The organism is Superficieibacter sp., from assembly GCF_032071645.1.
GTDB lineage: Bacteria > Pseudomonadota > Gammaproteobacteria > Enterobacterales > Enterobacteriaceae > Superficieibacter.
The window spans coordinates 62,139-85,216 of record NZ_DAMAPU010000012.1 but is presented as its reverse complement, the minus strand read 5'-3'; the positions used below and the strand labels follow the sequence as shown (position 1 = coordinate 85,216).

Sequence of the window (23,078 nt, the reverse complement as noted above, 5' to 3'; positions counted from 1 at the left end):
TTAACGCTTCCCCAACGCCCGCAATAACTACTATTGCGGGCGTTTTACATTTCTGTGCCCGCAAATCTTCGTACTTAGCCGTAACAGAAGTATGACTCCCCTCGCATTAATGGTGATTTTTATCATGCAAACTTAAAAACATGGTAAAAATTTTCACAAGAATATCATCACGCTACGGAAAAGGACTAACCACAGTGAGTAAACCGATCAGCAGCCATCCTCAGTTCGTCATACTGGTGGATAAATTAAATGCCGCATCCGGCAAATTTTCTGCACAGCGTCATTTATCGGCGGTCAGGGATGCTTTTATTGCCCTGATGCCCGTAATTATTGCCGCCTCATTTTTTATCCTCATTAACAATGTCATTCTTCATCCGCAAAATGGGCTGGTTGGTTGGCTTGAGCTGACGGGGAGTTGGGTCGATGCCCTGCGGGAAATTAGCCTGCGGGTTTATAACGGCACGCTGAATATTCTTTCATTTATGGCCACCGTGATGATTGCCTGTAAGCTTGCGAAAAGCTACGGCGAAGACGGCCTGATATACGGCATTATTGCATTGGGTCTTCTGATTGCGCTTTTCCCGCTAAATGTTGCGGTGACCTCGCCTTCCGGTGAAAGCTTTCCGGCAACGGGTCTGATCGGCAGTGAACACACCGGCGCTACCGGCATGTTTGTCGGCATTCTGGTCGCCATTAGCAGTACCGAAATTTTTCGCCTGCTGAATCAGCAAAAATGGCTGCGCATCCCGATGCCAGAAACCGTGCCGCCTGCCGTGGTGCAAAGCTTTAATGTCATGCTGCCGGTGATCGTTATATTTGCGCTGTTCAGCACTCTCGCCTGGGGGATTGATTATTTTTGCGGGAAAACCCTTCATCAACTGGTCAACTGGCTGATCCAGGCTCCCCTGCAAAGCATTCTTCAGGGGTTAAGCGGCGTGCTTTCACTGTTGTTCATCCAGAATGGTTTATGGTGGATGGGTATTCACGGCACCAGCATCCTGTATCCGATTACCGAAACCACCTTATTAGTGGCGATCCAGCAAAACAGCAGCGCATTTGCCAGTCATCTTCCCCTGCCGCATATTGTGACAAAACCCTTTATTGATGCCTTTGGATTTATGGGCGGCGGTGGGCAAACGATGGGTTTAATGATCGCCTTGTTTATTGCCGCACGGCGTAAAGAACACCGCGCTATTGCCAAAATTTCTTCCGTTGCCACACTGTTTAATATCAATGAACCGCTGATATTTGGCCTGCCGGTCATATTCAATCCGATATTGATCGTACCGTTTATTTTCGCGCCGATTATCTGTATCACTATTGCATACCTGGCGACGGCTTTTGGGCTAATTAGTAAAACCTGTATTTTAATTCCCTGGACGACGCCACCGGTAATAAGCGCATTTTTAGCAACTTCCGGCGACTGGCGCGCCGCCGGGCTTGCCGTCATGCTTATTTTTATTTCCGCGCTGATCTACCTGCCGTTTGTTTCACTGATGAACCGCCAGTCCTGCGGGCGAGGAGACGCCCAATGATCATTGTCGGCATCCCGCTGGATATCCGCCCCTACAACTATGATTTTTTGCAGTCGCTGGCGGCGATGAACAGTCAGCTAAATTTACTTCTGCCAGAGAAAAACCTTTTAGGCTTTAAGAAACAGCCCGCCCGTCATGGCGCGTTGAATGATTTTTTGCGGCAGGAAACCGGCAAAGCCGATGCCCTGATTGTCAGCCTGGATATGTATGTCTACGGCGGGCTTTTCCCGGCCAGAGTCCATAATGAGAGGGTGGAAGTGCTACTGTCACGTCTGCACCACCTGCGGCAAATAAAATGGCAGCAGCCTGATGTGAAAATTTATGCCTCGGCGCTGGTCTTACGCACGCCCTGCTACGACTCGAGCGAAGAGGAGCCGGACTGGTACGCGACCTACGGTAAAGCCGTTTATACGTATGGTTTTTTAAGCAACAAGCAGCAGCGTGTGGGGCTTGATACGGATGAGTCCGCGCGTCTTGAACATTATCAGCAGCTTATTCCTGCTGCCGTGCTGCAAGACTGGCTCTCGCGGCGGGAAAAAAATCGCCAGGTCATTCAGGCCGCCATTCAACTGGTCGCTGAAGGGGTGCTGGAGCAACTGGTGATCCCCCTGGATGACACCGCTGAATTCGGCTTTACCGCCGCCGATCGGTCACGCATTTATCAGTGGATCGATGATGCTGGCGTTCACGAGCGCGTGCATGTTCACCCTGGAACCGATGAAAGTGGCTGTACGCTGCTGACTCGCGCCTGGCTCGACCAGCGTGGGCGTCCGTTTCCGGTTTCCGTTTTGTACTCAAACGAGCAGTTTTCTTCCGTTATCCCCAACTATGAGGATCGCCCGTTTATTGATTCCCTGCGCTCGCATACCGCCGCCTGCGGCATAACGTTGGCGGCTGGTGACGATCAGCTTTATCCCTTGTTGGCGATTAACGGCTGCGGCGACATCATGCAGGAGTCGGCGGCAGCCAGCTACGGTTACGATGTCCACACCGGTTGTCGGCATCAGCCGCACAAAAATGTGACCTATTCCACCCGGCGCAGCCTGGACTCTTTCGTAGCTGAACTCACCCGCCGCACGCATTCCGTCCCGGTCGTCATTGCCGATCTGGCTTTTTCCAACGGCGGTGAAACGGAACTGGTCGATCTCCTCGACCATTACGGTGCCTGCGATCGTATTTGCGGCTATGCGGGCTGGAACACCACCTGCAACTCTCTCGGTACGGCGCTTGCTACCCTGGTCTTTGCCAGTGGCAGCGATAATCTGGCGGCAGTGCGCAACTTCTTGCAGGAAAGAATCATGTCTAACTGGGCCTGGCAAACCGAAGTACGTTTCCCGATGCAATGTGAATTTTTACCCGCGTCAGGAGCCAGCTATGCGGATTTTGATGCGGTGGCAGAAATGGTTTTTTCAGAGATCAAACAGCGGCTAAAAACGACCTGGAAAGCGCATCTGGGGAACAGTTTCGGCGGTCAGGTGCCCGAAATCACCCATTTGTCCGCGCCGTTCCACCGACTGAGCGGGCTGAATATCAAAACGGAAATGCGCACCGAGGCGTAACAGTATTTATTCCCCATAAAAAAATCCGCCCTGGGGCGGATTTTTTGTATCGTGCAGAAATCACACAATAATCAGAAGCGGTAGCCGACGCCTGCGATCCAGGTACCAACGTCAACGCTACGGATACGGCTCTGCTCGTAGGAAACGTCCAGAGCAACGTTTTCCATCGGGTTGAACTGCAGACCCGCGCCGTATGCCACACCGTAATCGCTGGTGCTGTGGTTATCAGGGATATCGTTCGCCTGAACTTTACCGTAACCAAAACCGACTACGCCGTAGATGCTTGCCCAGTCGTTGATACGGTAAGCCGGACCCGCGGTGAAGCCGTAGTACTGCGCTTTGTTATACAGGCCGTTATCGGAATCGTCTTTTTCGGTATAGGTGAAGGAACCGATAACGCCCAGCGGGGTGTCATTTTCGTAGCGATACTTCAGGTTGAAACCGTTAGCTTTGTTCGCCACGCCCTGCATATCGCTCTGAGCGTAACCACCGGAAACGGTAGAAGTTGCAGCTACGGCAGTACCTGCGGAAACAGCCAGAACAACGGCCAGTGCTGAAAGACATGCAATTTTATTCATAACCACCTCAAATGTGCTTCAAGTAAGTCCTAAGTTTTAAATATATCAAAATGCTGTGAAACTTTTTGAGAATTGCGTTGTCAGAGGCGTCCTTTCCTGTAACGAAACATTTCCATTCTTGACTATCCCTTTCAAAAAACAACGCTTTTGTCTCGCAGGCGGTCATTATGACGCGCGGCAGGGATTGCAATCATCGGATTACTCTCAATCTCCCACAGATTTTTTTCAGCAATTGATATTCACCCGATGAATTTTAAGCGTTCTTTTTTCAACAAAGACTAAACCGCGACCGCCTGTTCATTTACACTGGAACTTTTACTTCTTTTGACAAAAATTGACGGAGAATACATGCCTGGATCGCAGCGTAAAATGCCAGTCTGGCTACCTGTTGTTGTTTTATTAGTCGCTATGGCGTCGATTCAAAGCGGCGCGTCGCTGGCAAAAACCCTCTTCCCGCTGGTCGGCGCGCCCGGCGTCACCGCGTTGCGCCTGGCGTTGGGTACGCTGATTCTGGTAATCGTATTCAAACCATGGAAGCTGCGCTTTGCCAAAGAGCAGCGGCTGCCGCTGGTGTTTTACGGCCTGTCGCTCGGCGCGATGAACTATCTGTTTTATCTCTCCATCCAGACAATTCCGCTGGGCGTGGCGGTGGCGCTGGAGTTTACCGGCCCGCTGGCGGTGGCTCTCTTCGCCTCACGCCGGGCGGTGGATTTCATCTGGGTGATACTGGCGGTACTGGGATTATGGTTCCTGCTGCCGCTGGGTCAGGACGTGGCGCACGTTGATTTGACCGGGGCGCTTCTGGCGCTGGGTGCGGGCGCGTGCTGGGCCATTTATATCATCACCGGCCAGCGTGCAGGCGCGGAACATGGCCCGGCGACGGTGGCGATGGGTTCCCTTATCGCCGCGCTGATTTTCGTCCCGCTGGGAATTTTACAGTCGGGCGAAGCCCTGTGGCACTGGTCCGTGCTTCCGCTGGGTCTGGCAATCGCCGTGCTGTCTACGGCGCTGCCCTACTCGCTGGAGATGATTGCCCTCACCCGCCTGCCAACGCGAACCTTTGGTACGCTGATGAGTATGGAGCCTGCGCTGGCCGCCATTTCAGGGATTATTTTCCTTGGGGAAACGTTGACGTTCACCCAGTCACTGGCGCTGGGGGCGATTATCGCGGCTTCCATGGGGTCCACGCTCACTCTGCGACGCGAGCCGGAAATTAAGCAGGTAAAGGTCAAGAAATAATATTATTCTGCATGGTGTGCATAGCCATGCAGAATAATCCCGCTTTTTATCGACAAATATTTACGCACTTTTATCCATTTGCGTAAAAATAGAAAAGATAATATTCCCTTTAAATTATCAATTAAGAATCATTTACATCAATAACATCTAAGTATCTGTTAAAACTGATTATTGTTCCACACCGTCGTTTCACACTATTAAACCGATAGGCAGATCCTGAATCGCACATCCGAAAAGCGGTGCTATACTTAATCTCGAAATTTACCTGGGAATCCACATCAAGAGGATATGAGATTATGAGTACCGCTAAACTGGTTAAAACAAAAGCGTCTAATCTGCTTTATACTCGCAACGATGTATCTGACAGCGAGAAAAAAGCCACCATTGAACTGTTGAACCGTCAGCTGGTGCAGTTTATCGACCTGTCGCTGATCACCAAACAGGCTCACTGGAATATGCGCGGTGCTAACTTTATTGGTGTACACGAAATGCTGGACGGCTTCCGTACCGCGTTAACCGATCACCTGGATACCATCGCAGAACGTGCCGTACAGCTTGGTGGCGTTGCGCTGGGGACCACGCAGGTCGTTAACAGCAAAACCGCACTGAAAAGCTACCCGCTGGACATTCACACCGTTCAGGATCACCTGAAAGAGCTGGCTGACCGCTACGCTATCGTCGCTAACGACGTGCGTAAAGGCATCACCGAAGCGAAAGACGAAGATACGGCTGATATTCTGACCGCAGCGTCACGCGATCTGGATAAATTCCTGTGGTTCATCGAGTCTAACATCGAATAACCATACGAAAATCCTCTCTCCCCGCCCGCCGTGGCGGGGGTCATATGCACCTTTAAGGTGCATTTTTTTGGTCTTCTTAGCGGCATAAGTTAATTTCTTGTAATAATCACCTCACATAATCGTTAATAAAAGATTGTTTTCTCCCTCTGTTCTGCGATAAAAATCAACATGAACCCCGGCACGAACGTCTTGCACCAAAAGGGTGCTCCATCGTGGTGCATTGAAGGGTGAGATGATCAAATTCGTGCACCGCTACGTTGCATTGTGGCTGATAAAACAATAGCTTGTAAAAGTGGCACGATTTTTTCATAGTACCGTCTGTTCTCGCAGGGGATCGCCCCGTGACTATAAAAGGAAATGCTATGAAGTCTCTGTTTAAAGTTTCCCTGGCAACGCTTGCTCTGGCTTTCGCCGTTTCTTCTCACGCAGCAGATAAAAAACTGGTTGTCGCCACAGATACCGCTTTCGTTCCTTTCGAATTCAAACAAGGCGATAAGTATGTCGGCTTTGACGTTGACCTGTGGGCGGCTATCGCCAAAGAGCTGAAGCTTGATTACACCCTGAAGCCCATGGATTTCAGCGGCATCATCCCTGCCCTGCAAACCAAAAACGTTGATGTGGCGCTGGCGGGTATCACCATTACCGAAGAGCGTAAAAAAGCGATTGAATTCTCCGACGGCTACTACAAAAGCGGCCTGTTGGTGATGGTCAAAGCGGATAACAACGACGTGAAATCGGTGAAAGACCTTGACGGCAAAGTGGTGGCGGTGAAGAGCGGCACCGGCTCGGTTGACTACGCGAAAGCCAATATCAAAACCAAAGATCTGCGTCAGTTCCCGAACATCGATAACGCCTATATGGAGCTGGGCACTAACCGCGCCGACGCGGTACTGCACGACACGCCAAACATCCTTTACTTCATCAAAACCGCCGGCAACGGCAAGTTTAAAGCGGTGGGTGAGTCTCTGGAAGCGCAGCAGTACGGCATCGCCTTCCCGAAAGGCAGCGACGATCTGCGTGAGAAAGTGAACGGCGCGCTGAAAACGCTGCGCGACAACGGCACCTATAACGAAATCTACAAAAAATGGTTCGGCACCGAACCTAAATAAGCCATTTTGCTCGACTTTTTTCCGGGGGCGACGTTCGCCCCCTGTTCTATTTTTTAAACGCGGTAACAGGAATTTATTATGGAGTTTGACTGGAGTGCCATTTGGCCTGCCATTCCGATTTTGCTGGAAGGGGCCAAAATGACGCTGTGGATCTCGGTCCTCGGCCTGGCGGGTGGTTTGATCATCGGGTTGCTGGCAGGTTTTGCCCGCTCTTTCGGTGGCCGTATCACCAACTTTATTGCCCTCGTGTTCATCGAAATTATTCGCGGCACCCCGATTGTGGTGCAGGTGATGTTTATCTATTTTGCCCTGCCCATGGCCTTCAACGATCTGCGTATCGATCCGTTCAGCGCGGCAGTGGTGACCATCATGATTAACTCTGGCGCGTACATTGCAGAAATCACCCGTGGCGCGGTGTTGTCCATTCACAAAGGCTTTCGCGAAGCGGGCCTGGCGCTGGGACTGTCGCGCCGTGAAACCATCCGTCATGTGATTCTGCCGCTGGCGCTGCGCCGGATGCTGCCGCCGCTGGGCAACCAGTGGATCATCAGCATTAAAGATACCTCGCTGTTTATCGTTATCGGCGTGGCGGAGCTGACCCGTCAGGGACAGGAAATTATTGCCGGTAACTTCCGCGCGCTGGAGATCTGGAGCGCCGTCGCGGTGATTTATCTGCTTATCACTCTGGTTCTGAGCTTTGTTCTGCGCCGTCTTGAAAGAAGGATGAAAATCCTGTGATTGAATTTAAAAACGTTTCCAAGCACTTTGGCCCGACCCAGGTGCTGCACAATATTGATTTACACATCACCCAGGGTGAAGTAGTGGTTATCATCGGCCCGTCGGGTTCCGGTAAATCGACCCTGCTGCGCTGCATTAACAAACTGGAAGAGATCACCAGCGGTGAGCTGGTTGTGGATGGCCTGAAGGTCAACGATCCGAAAGTGGACGATCGCCTGATCCGCCAGGAAGCCGGAATGGTATTCCAGCAGTTCTACCTGTTCCCGCACCTGACGGCGCTGGAAAACGTGATGTTCGGCCCGCTGCGCGTGCGTGGCGCGAAGAAAGCCGAAGCCGAAAAGCTGGCGCTGTCGCTGCTGGCGAAAGTCGGTCTCGCAGAGCGCTCGCATCACTATCCGTCTGAACTGTCCGGCGGGCAGCAACAGCGCGTGGCAATTGCCCGTGCGCTGGCGGTGAAGCCGAAAATGATGCTGTTCGATGAGCCAACTTCAGCGCTGGACCCGGAACTGCGTCATGAAGTGCTGAAAGTGATGCAGGATCTGGCGGAAGAAGGCATGACGATGGTGATCGTCACCCACGAAATCGGCTTCGCCGAGAAAGTGGCCTCGCGGCTGATTTTTATCGATAAAGGCCGGATTGCCGAAGACGGCAATCCGCAAACGCTGATTGAAAACCCGCCCAGCCTGCGCTTGCAGGAATTTTTACAGCACGTTTCCTGATGTCCGTCACCGCCCCTGCCTGGGGGCGGTGTCCCGGAATCCTCTCATTTACCGCCGCGTCATCTCAACCTTCTATACTTAGGGTTTTGTTCCTGGTTCTCATCGGAGGAGCCCCCGTGCCGTGGATCTTACTTTTACTTATTAGTCTGCTGAGCGCTCCGCTGCACGCAGCGGTCATTCCTGGCGTTACCACCAGCGCCCCGGCGGCAACAGAAGAAAAAGCCCCTGCTGAAGAACCCGATCTGGAGCAGAAGAAAGCCGCCTACGCAGCGCTGGCGGACGTTCTCGCCAATGACACGTCGCGCGAGGAGTTGATCGGGCAACTGCGTAAAGTCGCCGCCACGCCGCCACCGGAGCCAGTGCCGAAGATTGCCCCGCCGGAAGTGGAAGATAATACAACCGTGCTGGAAAACGTCACCAGCGTCGGACGGCATTATGGCGAACAGCTCTCTTCCCGCTTCGCCCAGCTCTACCGCAATATCACCGGCTCGCCGCACAAACCGTTTAACCAGCATACTTTCACCAACGCCCTGACCCACTTTCTGATGCTGGCGGGGATGGTCTTCGCGTTTTACGGCTTAATTCGCCTCGCCGCCCTTCCGCTTTACCGCAAAATGGGTCGCTGGGGACGGAGAAAAAATCGCGAGCACGGCAACTGGCTTCAGCTTCCCGGCATGATTACGGGCGCGTTTATTATTGATCTCCTGCTGCTGGTGCTGACGTTATTCGTCGGGCAAATCCTGATTGAGAATTTCAATTCCGGCAGTCAGACCATTACTTTTCAGCAGAGTCTGTTCCTGAGCGCCTTTGCGCTGATTGAATTTTTCAAAGCAATTCTGCGCCTTATCTTCAGCCCGCGCGTGCCGGATCTGCGCCCGTTCTCAATTGAAGATGCCTCGGCGCACTACTGGAATTTACGCTTAAGCGCACTCAGTAGCCTGATTGGTTACGGGCTGATTGTGGCGGTGCCGATTATTTCCAACCAGGTGAATGTGCAGTTTGGCGCGATGGCTAACGTGGCGATTATGCTGGGGATCACCGTCTGGGCGCTGTATCTTATTTTCCATAACAAACAGCGCATTACCGAAGATTTACTCAAGCTGGCAGAACGTTCGCTCTCTTTCTTCAGCCTGTTTATCCGCGCCTTTGCGCTGGTCTGGCACTGGCTGGCGACCGCCTATTTCATCGTGCTGTTTTTCTTCTCGCTGTTCGATCCCGGCAACAGCCTGAAATTTATGATGGGCGCAACGGTGCGCAGCCTGGCGATCGTTGGCCTGGCGGCGTTTGCCTCCGGGATCCTTTCGCGCTGGATCGCCAAGCGCATTACGCTGTCTGCGCATACCCAGCGTAACTATCCTGAACTGCAAAAGCGGCTTAATGGCTGGCTCTCCACCGCCCTGAAGGTGGCGCGCATTCTGGTGGTCTGCGTGGCGATTATGCTATTGCTTAGCGCGTGGGGGCTGTTCGATTTCTGGAACTGGCTGCACAACGGCGCAGGGGAGAAAACCGTCGATATCCTGATTCGCATTGCGCTGATCCTGTTCTTCTCGGCGGTGGGCTGGACGGTGCTCGCCAGCCTGATTGAAAATCGCCTCTCCTCCGATATTCACGGTCGTCCGCTGCCGAGCGCGCGTACCCGCACGCTGCTGACGCTGTTCCGCAACGCGCTGGCGGTGATCATCAGCACCATTACGGTAATGATTGTGCTGTCTGAAATCGGCGTAAATATCGCCCCGCTGCTGGCGGGCGCGGGGGCGCTGGGGCTGGCGATTTCTTTCGGGTCACAAACGCTGGTGAAAGATATTATCACCGGCATCTTTATTCAGTTTGAGAACGGGATGAATACCGGCGACCTGGTGACTATCGGGCCATTAACCGGCACGGTAGAACGGATGTCCATTCGCTCGGTAGGCGTGCGCCAGGATACCGGCGCGTACCACATTATTCCGTGGTCTTCGATTACCACTTTCGCTAACTTCGTGCGCGGCATTGGCTCGGTGGTGGCGAATTATGATGTTGACCGTCATGAAGATGCGGATAAAGCCAACCAGGCGCTGAAGGATGCGGTCGCGGAACTGATGGAAATGCCGGACATCCGCGCGCTGATTATCGGCGAGCCGTCTTTTGCCGGGATTGTCGGTCTGACTAACACCGCCTTTACCCTGCGGGTGTCGTTTACCACCCAGCCGCTGAAACAGTGGACCGTGCGTTTTGCGCTGGACAGCCAGGTGAAGAAACACTTCGACCGGGCCGACGTCCGCGCCCCGGTTCAGACCTGGCAAATCCTGCCCGCGCCGGGCGCGATGCCGCAGCCGCCCGCCGAGCCGACGCTTTAACGGGCGCGCGTAGCGAAGCGGCGACGCTGGCTGTCGTCCATAAAGGTCCAGGCAATAAAGCGACTCTGCTTTTGACCCTGGGCCATCTCTTTTTTCACGACTTTAACCGCGCCCACTGCTGTCAACAGCGGATACAGCGCGGGCAGATTTTCACCGCGTGACACCAGCGAGCTAAACCACATCACCTGACGGCCATACTGCTGGCTTTCTTCTATCATCTGCTGGATAAAACGCACTTCGCCGCCTTCGCACCACAGCTCCTGCTGCTGGCCGCCAAAGTTGCGCGCGTCATCCTGTTTCTGCCCCAGATTACGCCGCTTGCGCTCGCTCCCTTCGCGCGCCGCCTCGGCAGAATCATGGAACGGCGGGTTACAAATGGTGGCGTCGTACTGCTCATTTTTATGAATGATACCGTGGAAGATCGCCTTTTCATCTTTCTGCTTGCGCAGACGCAGCGTGCGGCTGATCCCCGGATTGCCCTGCACGATAGCCTGCGCGCTGGCGAAAGCCTGGGCGTTAACCTCGCTGCCGGTAAAGCGCCAGCCGTACTCGTATGCGCCAATCAGCGGATAGATACAGTTCGCGCCGACGCCGATATCCAGCACGCTCGCCAGACGCGGAATTTCGCCGCTGGTTTCCGCCAGAATATCGGCCAGATGGTGGATATAGTCCGCGCGCCCCGGCACCGGCGGGCAGAGGAATCCTTCCGGGATATCCCACTGCTGAACGCCGTAAAAATGCGTCAGCAGCGCTTTATTCAGCGCTTTGACCGCACGCGGTTCGGCAAAGTTTATCGTCTGTTCACCTGCCGGGTTTAACACGATAAAGTCGTTAAGCTCCGGGCACGCCAGGCATAGCGCGGGCAGATCGTAGCGGTCACGGTGGCGGTTACGCGGGTGTAAACCCGGTTTCTGGGCATTCATGGCATTCTCCTGTCAGTTGCCGCGTAAGATACCCGTTGACGCCGGGCGGGTAAATAAGTGAGTCTGGTGAAATTCGTTTTTTACCGGGGAACGCTATGTATTTTTATCAGCCCGCTCACGGGCACGGCCTGCCGCACGATCCGCTGAACGCGATTATAGGTCCACGGCCAATAGGCTGGATTTCCTCACAGGATGCCACCGGGCAGGTGAATCTCGCGCCTTACAGCTTCTTTAACTGCTTTAATTACACACCGCCGATTATTGGTTTTGCCAGCAGCGGCTGGAAAGACAGCGTGCGCAATATCAGCGAGACTAAAGAGTTCGTCTGGAATCTGACCACGCTTACCCTGGCGCGGCAAATGAACGAGACGTCCGCCAGCCTGGCGCACGGCGAGAACGAGTTTGTCCGCGCCGGTCTGACGCCCGCCCCCAGCCGTATTGTCAGCGCCCCGCGCGTGGCGGAAAGCCCGGTTAATTTTGAGTGCCGTCTTTCACAGTGTATTCAGCTTACCGCTGCCGACGGCAGCGCCGTTGATAGCTGGCTGGTACTGGGCGAAGTGGTGGCGGTACACATCGACGAGGCGCTGCTGGAAAACGGCATTTACCAGACCGCCAGAGCGCAGCCAGTGCTGCGTGCCGGGGGGCCATCCGCCTACTACAGCATCGACGAGTCTCACCGTTTCGATTTGATCCGCCCGGACGCCCGCTAAACGCTTTACTGCGGGTGAATTCAGCCATTGTCATGATGAAACGGCTGCGCCACCGCCGCAGGCGAATGCTCTGAAATCCCGCGTCCCGCCCTTGCCCGCTCAAATTTTGACCCCATTTTTGCTATAATAAAGGTAACTATTGGAGGTGAAAATGGCGTCAGGTTGGGCAAATGATGGTGCTGTTCAGGATCAGATTGACAGCACAATTGAAGATGCAGTCGCTCGCGCGCGTCGCGACCTGCCAAAGGGAGAAAGCATCGAATTTTGTGAAGAATGCGATGAACCGATCCCTGAGGCGCGTCGTAAGGCAATTCCGGGCGTCCGGCTGTGCGTAAACTGCCAACAGAAGAAAGATTTAAAAAATGCGAAATTCTCAGGATATAATCGCCGGGGATCAAAGGACAGCCAGCTACGTTGACCTTTCTTTTCCGTTGTTGACAGGATCACGTGGTAACTTTACGAGCACGGTTTTCAGGTTCTGGAGTAGCAAAAGATGCCTTTAAACTGCCTGATGCCGTGCTCAACGCAAACCCGCAGCAACACATCAAAATAATTTATTAATAATCAATAAATTATTCATCGTTCAAATATTTCGAACAACGCCGTCAATTCTCTTCGATTTTATCTCTCGTAAAAAAGCGTGATACTTATCACATCGACGGAACACCGTCCCTTTAACAGAATAACCTGCGAGAGATTAACTATGAAAACCATCAAATATGCTGTTGCCGCCATCGCCCTTTCTACCCTTTCCTTTGGTGCTTTTGCTGCTGAAGCCGTAAACCCGGCGCAGGCGCAGAACATGAATAAAGTCGGTGTGGTTTCTGCTTACGGCGCAACCACTCTGGACGGTCTGGAAGCTCGCCTGGCGGAAAAAGCCGCTGCGGCCGGTGCTAAGGGCTACAGCATCACGTCCACTAACGGAAACAATAAAATGAGCGGCACTGCGGTTATCTATAACTAATTGCTGTTTCGCATCACCCTGACCCACCGGAAACCCGCTGGTGGGGCGCTTTAACCCTCATTAATTGACTCTGTGTTGTTACCCTTTTTTGCCCGTCCATGCAGGACGGGCTTTTTTTTGCGCCGGATTAATACGCCTGCGCAATCCGCGCCAGCCCGGCGTCCAGCGTTTCCACTTCCCCCGTCGCCAGCAGGCAGCAGGCGATTTGCGTTTTGACAGACTGGGGCACCGGCTCGCAACCGCTGACGCAGCGTTCGATCCAGCGCGCGGTAACGTCGGGATCTTTGCTTTCCGGCAGCGCAATGGGCACGCTGTTTGGCGATTCCTGGCGCTCGCTGATAACACGCACGCCTTCAGCATCAATCATCGCGATTTGCGGGCAGCGCTGCGGGCTGGCATACACTTCGCCCTCGGTGCCGTGCATCAGCAGGCCGCGCCCGCCGATATCGGTAAAAAATTTCGCTACCCGGGTGACGTATTCCGGGTGTGAGACGCTGGAAAGGCGCAGCGCGGCATCTTCCGCAAACGGCGTCGCCAGTTTCGCCAGGGTGTGCGCGCTGTTGCGCACGCCCATCCGCCAGCGCAGCGCCAGTTGTTTTTCCAGCGGCGGGCAGAATACGCCGACCGGAATAAATACCGGCTGCGAGCCGTCAAGCTTCGCCTGCGCCTGGCCTGCGGTCTGCACAGGTTCAATGCCGAGCAGGGTAAAAATCGTCTCCGTCAGCACCCGGCCCGGATCTTCGCTCACCCCGTGAACGACCACCGGGAAGCCGAGTTTACGTAACAGAATCGCCAGTAACGGCGTCAGGTTAGCCTGCTTGCGCGCGCCGTTATAGCTGGGAATGACGATGGGCATCGGCTTTGCTACCGGCGGAGTCAGGCGCAGAGTCTGCTGCTGCATCGCCTGATAAAACCCCTGCATTTCGGCTTCGCCTTCACCTTTGATGCGCAGCGCAATTAAAATACCGCCCAGCTCCAGCTCCGGCACTTCGCCGTTAAGCATTCGGGTATACAGCTCCCGCGCGGTATCGATATCCAGATCGCGGGCATGATTTTTCCCCCGTCCCACTTCTTTGATGATTTTGCGGTAATCCATCAAAACGCCCTCCAGCGGCTCACATCATTAACGTCGCCTGCGGCGACTCTGTGTTGTTTTGGTTTTGGTTTTGGTTTTAAGTTTGTTAACTATAACGTCAGGCACGTCGGGTTGGGAAATCGGGAACACCGGCAGCGCGTTCAGCAGCCGCTTACCGTAGCTTTTCGTCAGCAGGCGTTTATCGTAGATCACCACTTCGCCCCAGCAGCTATGGCTGCGGATCAAGCGTCCGACCTGCTGGATGAGATTGAAGGAGGCACTGGGCAGGCTTTGCACTTCAAAGGGATAGCGATTCAGGCTTTTCAGCCATTCGCCTTCGGTGATCACCACCGGGCTGTCTATCGGCGGAAAAGCGATTTTATGAATATGCACCTGGCTTAGCAGCTCACCTTTTAAATCCAGACCTTCAGCGAACGATTGCAGGCCGACCAGCACGCTTCGCTCGCCCGCTTCCACCCGCTTGCGGTGGAGTTCAACCAGCCGGTAGCGCGGCTGATCGCCCTGTACCAGCAAGAGCAGGCGCAGATCGGTAACGTGCTCCAGAAAACGCTGCATGGCCCGGTTGCTGGCAAACAGCACCAGCATTCCCTGATGCTTTTTGCTTTCCAGCTCCTGGCGGAAAAACGCCGCCATTTCGGCAACGTGCTGTTCTTCGTTTTCCATCAATGGCTCATAGCGCATTTGCGGAATCACGATTTTGCCCTGTTCAACGTGGTTAAACGGCGAGTCCAGCGCCACAAAGCGATCGCCCGCCTTTTCTTTCAGCCCGCTCATCTCTTGCAGGCGGGTAAAACTGTTGAGCGAGCGCAACGTCGCGGACGTCACTACAATATGCGGTACGCTGCGCCAGAGCAGTTTCTCCAGCTGATCGCTGACGCGAATGCCGACGCAGTGGAAGAACATATGCGTCTGCCCCTCACGGATTTCACGGGTCGCCCATTTCGACACCGGCGCACCGGAAGCGTGGGCCAGCGAGGCCAGCCGCCAGAGCTTGCTCTGCGCCTCGAACATACCCAGCGCGCGGTTCATCTGGAGGATGACCCGGTGCAGCCGCACGATGTCATGCGAGCCGGTTTTCTCACTCAAATCGTTGAGGAAGGATTCCGCCAGCCCACGCAGCAGCTCGGTCAGCTTTGCCAGCCGCTGGCAGATGACCATCACCTCTTCCGGCAGTTCGCCCATCACAAAGCGGTGCTCGGCCTCCTGGCTGGCCGGAAGGTATAAGTTCAGGATGGTATTCAGCGAGGCGATCAGTTCGTACAACTCTTCGCAGTGGGCGTTAAGACGCTCAGGCGTGGCAAGCGGCGGCAGGGTTTTCGGGCGAAACTGCTCAAGGCAGGTGGCGACCAGTTTAGTGAAGAGATCGAGTTGCAGGCGATACCAGGGTGCGGTGATCTCGGCGCTCATCTCCAGCGCATCGCGCGCGACGTCCGGCAGATGATGCCCTTCGTCCAGCACCAGCAGCAGATTTTTAGCCTCCGGCAGCACCGCTTCGCTTTCCATTGCAGCCATCACCAGCGCGTGATTGGCGACCACCACTTCAGCCTCCTGGATTTCACGCCGGGCGACAAAGAACGGGCATTCGCGGTAATAATGACAGTTGCGGTTGAGGCAGCTCGCTTTGTCGGTACTCAGGCGTCGCCAGAGATCGTCGCTAATGGCGCGGTCAGTATGATCGCGCAGGCCGTCCCATTTGTAAGTATCAAGATCGCCCTTGAGCTTCGCGCAGTGCTGCTGCTCTTCTTTATTATTCGGCGTCAGTTCGTCATCAAGAAAAGCCAGCAAATCCTGTTGAGTGGTTTCCGTGCTGGCCAGCGCAGCAAGATTACGCGGGCACACGTAGCGCCCACGCCCAAAGGCCGCCGTAAAGCGGAGTTCAGGAATGATTTTTTTCAGCAGCGGCAAATCTTTGCTGTAGATCTGATCCTGTAGCGCGACGTTAGCAGTGCTTACCACCAGCGTTTTTTGTTCTTCACGGGCGATAGCAATGCCGGGGATTAAATAAGACAGCGTTTTACCGACGCCGGTCGGCGCTTCAATCGCCAGATGCCGCCCCTCTTCTCCGGCCAGCGTTTTTGCCACGTCCGCAATCATCTGCCGCTGCGGAGGGCGCGGGATGAAGTCGGGGATTTGCTGTTGTAGCGCCTTATACCAGGCGGCAATCTGCGCTTTAAGCGCGGCGGTGAGGGCCATCGGAAACCTGAAACACTGTATAAACAGCCACTATTGTGGCATTTTTCGCGAGGTGGGGGTATCAGTTTTTAGAATTGTGGAAGGCGGCTCGCAATTCGATTTATGCAGGCCAGCGCCGACGCGATCCGCCTGAGGTTAACCACGGCGGGAAGAGTAACAGCCGGATTAGCGTAATAAACCATTTTGACTCTTCAGGGTGCGGGGAAAATCTTCCCCGCACCCTGCCCGTTAACGCAGTTCCGGCCAGTAATCTTTATTCGCTTCAATCAGCGCATCCAGCACTTTGCGGGCTTTTTTCGCATCAATAATGGTGCGGTTAAGGGTCAGCGCCTGCAACGCTTTGGTATAAGAGCGTTCAAACCAGGCTTCAACCGTCAGGCGCTCATAAGCAAACTGCTGCTCGATAAGCCCTTTATAGAAGGTTGGAATTTTGCCGACGCCAAACGGACGCGGACCGTTGCAGCCAATTTCCGCCGTCAGCTCGACCATCACGTCATCATCAAGGTTTTCCACCAGGCCGTTATTGGGCACCATCACGATGAATTTTTTCTTCAGGTTGAAGGCAATGGCTTCCGCCAGTTCGACGATCATATCGCCGTGGGCATCGTTATGGACCACATGGACGTTACGGGTAGTGCCTTCAGCGACGGCGGTGCGGCACTCGTCGAACACCCGTTTTTCACGGCCGTTAATCACTTCATTGGCGCGGGTGTAATGAGGGTCGAGTTTGGAGAATTTGTACTCCGGGTAGAGATAATATTGCAGATAGGTATTCGGCAAATAATCCGGGAAATCACGCAGCATATCAGCCACCGCCGCGTAGGTTTCCAGCCAGGATTGATCGCGCTGTTCAGCGTCCGCAGGCTTGAAGCCGTTTTCAGCGATATACGCTTTCAGTTCCGGCACCAGATCGTGCCCGTTTTCATCATAAAGATGGGTGAACCAACCGAAATGGTTAAGACCGAAATATACCGGATCGAAGGTCGCCGGATCGCGATTCAGCAGACGTCCGTAGGATCGCAGCAGGTTGACCGGCTGGTCGCAGATGTTGAGGATGCGCTGATCATCCGGGAAGCGCTTGTTCAGCGCGTCGGCGACAATGGCCGCCGGGTTGGTGTAGTTGAGGATCCATGCCTGCGGCGAGCGGGCGCGCACCTTTTCCACCAGCGCGATCATGTCGCGGATGGAGCGCATACCGTAGGCGAAACCGCCCGCGCCGCAGGTTTCCTGGCCGATAACGCCGAGGCTGAGCGGAATTTTTTCATCTTTCTCGCGCATCGCGTAGCCGCCGGTGCGCATCTGGCAAAAGATAAAATCCATATCGGTAAAGGCCACGTCTTCATCGCTGGTCCAGGTAAATTCCAGGTCCGGGTATTCTTCGCGAAACAGCACTTTGGCATATTCCCCGATGACCGCCTGGCGTTCGCTGTTGACGTCAAACATCACCAGTTTTTTTAACGGCAGACGCGCTTTGAGTTTGCATAACGCTTTTAATAATCCCGGCGTCCACGTGGAACCCCCACCGACTAATACGATATTAAAATGTTTTTTCATCATCAGTTCTCTTATTGCGTCTGTTGAACGAGTAAATGTTGTTTTACGGCGCTGGCAATACTCTCTACCTGCGGGCCGTAAATAACCTGAATGTCGTTATCGGTGGCGCGAATAAATCCGCTGGCACCGCTCTGTTTTAATGCCGCTTCATCCACTTTCTGCATGTCGATTATTTTTACCCGCAGGCGAGTGAAGCAGCAGTCAACGTGCTGGATATTGTCCTTACCGCCGAGACCGGCAATAATTTGCCCGCTGTTTTCATCTGCCGGTAATGCCCTGGTGTTGGCTACCGGTGTCGCACTTTCATCTTCACGTCCCGGCGTTTTCACGTTGGTACGCAAAATGATCCACTTAAAGGAGAAGTAATACACCGGCGCCCAGATAGCCCCCAGCAGCAGGCTAAACCACCAGTGGGTTTTCGCGCCGCCGAGCACGCCGAAGACCATAAAATCGATAAACCCGCCCTGAATATTACCGATCATCATGTCGAGCAACTGTGCGCTGGCAAAAGACAGGCCGGTCATTACCGCATGGAGAATAAACAGCAGCGGCGAGACAAAAATAAAGCTGAACTCCAGCGGTTCGGTAATACCCGTGGTAAAGGACGCCAGTGCCCCGGCCAGCATTAAGGCTTTCACCCGCTGTTTATGCTCCGGCTTTGCGCAGCGGAAAATAGCCAACGCAGCGGCGGGCAGGCCAAACATCATCACCGGAATTTTTCCCTGGGCGAGAAAGCGCGTGGCTTCGCGGGTAATATCGTCCGCCAGCGCACCCGGATGCGCCAGCGCGTAATTAAAGATTGAGAGCGCGCCAATCACGCTTTCATTATTGACGTGAACCATGCCGCCCACCGGCGTAAAACGAACGGTCTCATTAAGAATATGATGCAGCCCGGTGGGGATTAAAATACGTTCGGTGAAGGCATAAATAAATGTGCCAAATGCGCCGGACTCGCCGATAAACTGCCCAAGATGAATAATCGCGCTGGCAATCACCGGCCAGATCAGCGACATCATCACGCCGACCAGCGGCAGGACGATAACCGTAATAATAGGGACAAAGCGGCGACCACCAAAATAAGCGATGGCCGCCGGGAGTTTAATCGTATAAAAGCGGTTGTGCAGCACCACCGTCACCATCCCGGCAATAACCCCGCCAAGGACGCTCATCTGATAAGAAAATATTCCCAGCGTACTGGCAAATTCAGCCGAATACATCACCGCTTCCGTCTGGTCGTATCCCTTCGCCACCAGCGCGGCAACCGACGTGGTTTCCGGGGTTAATCCCTGCGCCAGCAGGCTGTAATTCACCCCGACGTGAAAAGTAATAAAGCCGATCACGGCGGAAAGCGCCGCCGTGGGCTTTTCATCGCGCGCCAGTCCAATCGCGGCGGCTATAGCAAACAGCAACGGCAAATTACCAAATAATGCACCGGCAACTTTGCGGATAAAGCCAATTGCCTGCTGCATCGTTTGCGCATGAATAATGCTTTCGCCGACAATCGCCGGATTCTGCAACGCCGCCGCAAGGCCGAGAAAAATACCGGCAGCGGCAATCACCGAGATCGGCATCATCAGCGCCTTGCCTAAATCCTGTAAAAACTCACCTGCCCGACTCATATCGCATTCCCTGTAAGGTAAAAGTGGCTTAACTACGTAAACGTTGAGATGAGTATAGATGATCCAGATGTATAGTTGTCTAGCCCACTAGGTTAAAAATAAGGCACCGATCACAAAGTTACGCGCGGTTTTTCAGGGACGGGCAGCGGTCAGGGTGAAGCGATAGTGCTGCTGATTGTAGTAAATCTCTGATATTTCGAAGGGGATATTATTGCGCAGGATAGCCAGCGAGGTGGCGTGCAGTACCGGCTCGTCACGGTTGATACCCAGCATGTCGCGCACTTCCTGGGAGGGCAGCTCGGCGCGGATTTCTTTTTCTGACCGTTCCACGGTGAAACCTTTGCGGCTGATATAGGCGTATTTCGAGGCGTTGAGATCGTCTTCGTTAAGGTCGGCAAAAGGCCGGGTAATCATCCACGACTGCTCAAACACAAACGGGATATCGCCCACCAGCCGCAGGCGCTTCATAAACCAGATTTCATCCCCTTCTGCCAGCGCCAGTTTTTCGGCGATGTCCGCCGTGGCAGGCTGACGTTGCAGGCAGATCAGACGGTTGACCACTGGCCCTTCAAGCCCCAGCGTCGCTTCACTGGACGAGAGATGGCGATCCAGCGGCAGCGAGATGCGCAAATTTTTACTGTTCTGCACGACAAACGTGCCCTGCCCGCGACGCCGTTCCACTTTTCCCTGACGCACCAGATAATCCACCGCTTTACGCGCGGTCATCCGGGAAATAGCAAATTGCTGGCAGAGTTCATTTTCGGAAGGGATAGCATCGCCGGGCCGCAGCAGGCCAGCGGTGATCTGACCGGTGAGATAATGCTCAAGTTGCAGATAGACCGGTACGGTTGAGTGTTTATCAATCATTTATGATGCTCCCTGTAGACAGTTATAGAGTAACTATCCGGCAGCAAAGTGACAATGTCTCTTCCGCAAAACCCGCGCCGGAGGGCGCGGGTAATCAGAGACAGAATAGCGGAACTCAGTGAGCAGAAGGTTTACGCGGGCGCGGACGACGCGGCTTTTCACCCGCCGGTTTGCCATCGTTACTCCGTGGGGTGCGGGCTTTCGGCGCGCCGCCATCGCTGCGGCGAGGCTGCTGCTGACTGCGTCCGCCGCCACCCTGACCGCGACCGCCACCGCCGCCACGCTGCTGGCGACCGTTCTGGATCGGGTCGGCTTTGATGGACGGGTCCGGCTCGTAGCCCGGCAGAGCGATGCGCGGGATCTCTTTTTTCAGCAGGCGCTCAATGTCGCGCAGCAGTTTGTGTTCGTCCACGCAGACCAGCGACAGCGCTTCGCCCGTTGCCGCCGCACGTCCGGTACGACCGATACGGTGGACGTAATCTTCCGGCACGTTAGGCAATTCATAGTTTACAACGTGCGGCAGTTCTTCGATGTCCAGCCCGCGCGCGGCGATATCTGTCGCCACCAGCACGCGAATGTCGCCGGATTTAAAGTCGGCCAGCGCACGGGTACGCGCGCCCTGGCTTTTATTGCCGTGGATCGCCGCGCTGCGAATGCCGTCTTTGTTCAGCTGCTCGGCAAGGTGATTCGCGCCGTGCTTGGTACGGGTGAAGACCAGCACCTGCTGCCAGTTGCCTTCGCCGATCATCTGGGACAGCAGCTCGCGTTTGCGTTTCTTATCAACGAAATGCACGTGCTGGGTGACCTGCTCGGAAGCGGTGTTGCGACGCGCCACTTCGATTTCCAGCGGATTACGCAGCAGTTTTTCCGCCAGCGTTTTGATCTCATCGGAGAACGTCGCGGAAAACAGCAGGTTCTGACGCTTCGCAGGCAGTTTGGCCAGCACGCGGCGGATATCGTGGATAAAGCCCATATCCAGCATCCGGTCGGCTTCATCCAGCACCAGCACTTCAATGTTATCGAGCTTAACCGCGTTCTGATGTTCCAGATCCAGCAGACGACCCGGCGTAGCGACGAGGATATCCACGCCGCCGCGCAGTTTCATCATCTGCGGGTTAATGCTGACGCCGCCGAAAACCACCAGCGAGCGAATGTTAAGGTATTTACTGTAATCAACGACGTTCTCACCAATTTGTGCCGCCAGTTCGCGGGTCGGGGTGAGGATCAGCGCGCGCACCGGGCGCTGGCCTTTAGCCGGGGTACTCTGGGTAAGATGCTGAAGCAACGGCAGCGTAAATCCGGCGGTTTTGCCCGTACCGGTCTGCGCGCTGGCCATAATATCGCGGCCTTCCAGCACGGCGGGGATCGCCTGCTGCTGAATAGGGGTTGGCTCACGGTATCCCTGCTCTGCAACAGCGCGCAGAATTTCAGGGCTCAGGCCAAGGGAATCAAAAGACATAACAGCTCCACACCGCCCCGACCGTTACCGGTGTAGTTTTCAGGGAGATAGTAATAAGGCAGATGACAAAAACCACAGTGTCATGAAGGGGCGGAGTGTAGCAGTTTTTGTGATGCAGCGCATAAATATCCCATTCTGGCGTTAAGCACGGGCGCGCCAGTCACTCCGCCTGTCCGGCAATCTCAATACGCATACTGAGGTGGCTGAAATCCGCCATGAGGGTTTCCGCGCTCACAACCGCAATATCAATATCGTCGCAGGAAGCGACGTTATAGCGGGCGACCTGCGGTATTTTATCTGCCGTCACCGCCGCAATCACTTCGTTGCTCTGGCTTAGCACCGCTTTCTTAAAGCAGGCATCTTCATAGTACACCGCGCTCAGTCCGGCCTGCGGGTCCAGGCCGCACACGCCGATAAACGTCTGATCGAAGAGCATCCCTCTGATTTGATTAACCGTATCTGAACTTAACGTACTGCCGGTCAGCGGATTAACTTTGCCGCCCAACAGGATCAGCTCGCCATTCCTGCGGCTACTGAGCGCGGCGGCAACCTGCGGTGAATTGGTGACGATGGTCAGCGTTAAATCGGCAGGAATATATTCAACCATCGCCAGATAGGTTGATCCTGCGTCAATGAAAATACAGGTGTCGGGTTTGATCAACTGCGCACAGCGTCTGGCAATAAGCCGTTTTTCCTCGATATTCTGCGCGGCCCGCACCTCAAAAGGGGCGGACTGTACGATCTGGCTGACGGCCCCGCCGTAGACTTTTTTGCACACGCCGCGCCGGGCCAGCGCCTGTAAATCCCGCCGGATAGTATGTTCTGAAACGCCCAGTGTGCGCGCCAGATCGACGCCAGTCACCCGCCCCGTATCGGTGAGCATCCTCTGGATCAGCGCCAGCCGCTGCTCCGGGAATGCGTCATAATCGGCCATGTCAGTCTCTCAGTTCACGATAGTGTGGCTTAACTTATCATGAAAAATCATGCCGGATCTGCCCGGCGGGTGTTTTATCCAGCCGGTTAATGCAGCCCTTTTAAACGCAAATAATAAAAACCCGCCCGTGAATTGGACAACGGTTA

The 23,078-nt window shown here is 54.5% G+C and carries 20 protein-coding genes; 11 read left to right on the top strand and 9 right to left on the bottom strand.

The annotated features are described in order from the left end of the window. Nucleotides 1–194 precede the first annotated feature (194 nt). Together RT197_RS17725 and RT197_RS17720 are read left to right on the top strand one after the other, a co-directional pair. Nucleotides 195–1,535, top strand: coding sequence for a PTS transporter subunit EIIC (locus RT197_RS17725; RefSeq protein ID WP_312952462.1), 1,341 nt, complete (start codon nucleotides 195–197; stop codon nucleotides 1,533–1,535). Then, nucleotides 1,532–3,094: a DUF4127 family protein gene (locus RT197_RS17720; protein WP_312952461.1), complete on the top strand. Its 1,563-nt coding sequence runs from the start codon at nucleotides 1,532–1,534 to the stop codon at nucleotides 3,092–3,094. The genes RT197_RS17725 and RT197_RS17720 overlap by 4 nt, the downstream gene beginning before the upstream one ends. Before the next feature lie 71 nt (nucleotides 3,095–3,165). On the opposite strand, the gene ompX is transcribed toward RT197_RS17720, so the two are convergent. After that, entirely contained in the window at nucleotides 3,166–3,672 is a 507-nt protein-coding gene (gene ompX, locus RT197_RS17715; RefSeq protein WP_312952460.1) for an outer membrane protein OmpX, read from the bottom strand. Nucleotides 3,673–4,020: 348 nt separating this feature from the next. Between ompX and rhtA the strand changes: the two genes are divergently transcribed. From rhtA to ybiO, 6 genes are all read left to right on the top strand, one after another. Then, nucleotides 4,021–4,911 carry a threonine/homoserine exporter RhtA gene (gene rhtA / locus RT197_RS17710; protein ID WP_312952459.1) on the top strand — a complete coding sequence of 297 codons (891 nt, stop codon included), beginning with the start codon at nucleotides 4,021–4,023 and terminating at the stop codon, nucleotides 4,909–4,911. Nucleotides 4,912–5,207: 296 nt separating this feature from the next. Then, nucleotides 5,208–5,711, top strand: coding sequence for a DNA starvation/stationary phase protection protein Dps (gene dps, locus RT197_RS17705; protein ID WP_103675503.1), 504 nt, complete (start codon nucleotides 5,208–5,210; stop codon nucleotides 5,709–5,711). Between the two features lie 362 nt (nucleotides 5,712–6,073). Next, entirely contained in the window at nucleotides 6,074–6,820 is a 747-nt protein-coding gene (gene glnH / locus RT197_RS17700; RefSeq protein ID WP_312952458.1) for a glutamine ABC transporter substrate-binding protein GlnH, read from the top strand. Nucleotides 6,821–6,898: 78 nt separating this feature from the next. Continuing rightward, nucleotides 6,899–7,558 (top strand): glutamine ABC transporter permease GlnP, encoded by a 660-nt coding sequence (glnP, locus tag RT197_RS17695; RefSeq protein WP_312952457.1) that lies wholly within the window; start codon nucleotides 6,899–6,901, stop codon nucleotides 7,556–7,558. Next, on the top strand, nucleotides 7,555–8,277 hold the full coding sequence (gene glnQ / locus RT197_RS17690) for a glutamine ABC transporter ATP-binding protein GlnQ (RefSeq protein WP_312952456.1): 723 nt from the start codon (nucleotides 7,555–7,557) through the stop codon (nucleotides 8,275–8,277). Before glnP ends, glnQ begins: the two co-directional genes overlap by 4 nt. 116 nt (nucleotides 8,278–8,393) lie before the next feature. Beyond that, nucleotides 8,394–10,613: a mechanosensitive channel protein gene (ybiO, locus tag RT197_RS17685; protein WP_312952455.1), complete on the top strand. Its 2,220-nt coding sequence runs from the start codon at nucleotides 8,394–8,396 to the stop codon at nucleotides 10,611–10,613. On the opposite strand, the gene rlmF is transcribed toward ybiO, so the two are convergent. Beyond that, nucleotides 10,610–11,536 carry a 23S rRNA (adenine(1618)-N(6))-methyltransferase RlmF gene (rlmF, locus tag RT197_RS17680; protein ID WP_312952454.1) on the bottom strand — a complete coding sequence of 309 codons (927 nt, stop codon included), beginning with the start codon at nucleotides 11,534–11,536 and terminating at the stop codon, nucleotides 10,610–10,612. The two genes, ybiO and rlmF, sit on opposite strands and share 4 nt — an antisense overlap. Before the next feature lie 95 nt (nucleotides 11,537–11,631). Here rlmF and RT197_RS17675 point away from each other — a divergent pair, with 95 nt between their 5' ends. The 3 genes from RT197_RS17675 (at nucleotide 11,632) to ybiJ (ending at nucleotide 13,210) form a co-directional block, all read left to right on the top strand. Further along, nucleotides 11,632–12,246, top strand: coding sequence for a flavin reductase family protein (locus tag RT197_RS17675; protein ID WP_312952453.1), 615 nt, complete (start codon nucleotides 11,632–11,634; stop codon nucleotides 12,244–12,246). 151 nt (nucleotides 12,247–12,397) lie between these two features. Then, on the top strand, nucleotides 12,398–12,664 hold the full coding sequence (locus RT197_RS17670) for a DksA/TraR family C4-type zinc finger protein (RefSeq protein ID WP_312952452.1): 267 nt from the start codon (nucleotides 12,398–12,400) through the stop codon (nucleotides 12,662–12,664). Between the two features lie 285 nt (nucleotides 12,665–12,949). Then, entirely contained in the window at nucleotides 12,950–13,210 is a 261-nt protein-coding gene (gene ybiJ, locus RT197_RS17665; RefSeq protein ID WP_312952451.1) for a DUF1471 family protein YbiJ, read from the top strand. 127 nt (nucleotides 13,211–13,337) lie between these two features. On the opposite strand, the gene ybiB is transcribed toward ybiJ, so the two are convergent. From ybiB to RT197_RS17630, 7 genes are all read right to left on the bottom strand, one after another. Next, complete coding sequence (gene ybiB / locus RT197_RS17660; RefSeq protein WP_312952450.1) at nucleotides 13,338–14,306, bottom strand: DNA-binding protein YbiB; 969 nt, start codon at nucleotides 14,304–14,306, stop codon at nucleotides 13,338–13,340. 27 nt (nucleotides 14,307–14,333) lie between these two features. Then, nucleotides 14,334–16,499, bottom strand: a complete 2,166-nt coding sequence (dinG, locus tag RT197_RS17655) for an ATP-dependent DNA helicase DinG (RefSeq protein WP_312952449.1) — start codon at nucleotides 16,497–16,499, stop codon at nucleotides 14,334–14,336. Between the two features lie 228 nt (nucleotides 16,500–16,727). Next, nucleotides 16,728–18,056 carry a 6-phospho-alpha-glucosidase gene (locus tag RT197_RS17650; RefSeq protein ID WP_312952448.1) on the bottom strand — a complete coding sequence of 443 codons (1,329 nt, stop codon included), beginning with the start codon at nucleotides 18,054–18,056 and terminating at the stop codon, nucleotides 16,728–16,730. Between the two features lie 8 nt (nucleotides 18,057–18,064). After that, the gene (locus RT197_RS17645; protein ID WP_312952447.1) at nucleotides 18,065–19,672 is read right to left on the bottom strand and encodes a PTS transporter subunit EIIC; all 1,608 of its coding nucleotides are present in this window, start codon (nucleotides 19,670–19,672) and stop codon (nucleotides 18,065–18,067) included. 132 nt (nucleotides 19,673–19,804) lie between these two features. Further along, on the bottom strand, nucleotides 19,805–20,539 hold the full coding sequence (locus RT197_RS17640) for a GntR family transcriptional regulator (protein ID WP_312952446.1): 735 nt from the start codon (nucleotides 20,537–20,539) through the stop codon (nucleotides 19,805–19,807). A gap of 115 nt (nucleotides 20,540–20,654) precedes the next feature. After that, entirely contained in the window at nucleotides 20,655–21,998 is a 1,344-nt protein-coding gene (gene rhlE / locus RT197_RS17635) for an ATP-dependent RNA helicase RhlE (RefSeq protein ID WP_312952445.1), read from the bottom strand. A gap of 160 nt (nucleotides 21,999–22,158) precedes the next feature. After that, complete coding sequence (locus RT197_RS17630) at nucleotides 22,159–22,932, bottom strand: DeoR/GlpR family DNA-binding transcription regulator (RefSeq protein ID WP_312952444.1); 774 nt, start codon at nucleotides 22,930–22,932, stop codon at nucleotides 22,159–22,161. Nucleotides 22,933–23,078: the final 146 nt, after the last annotated feature.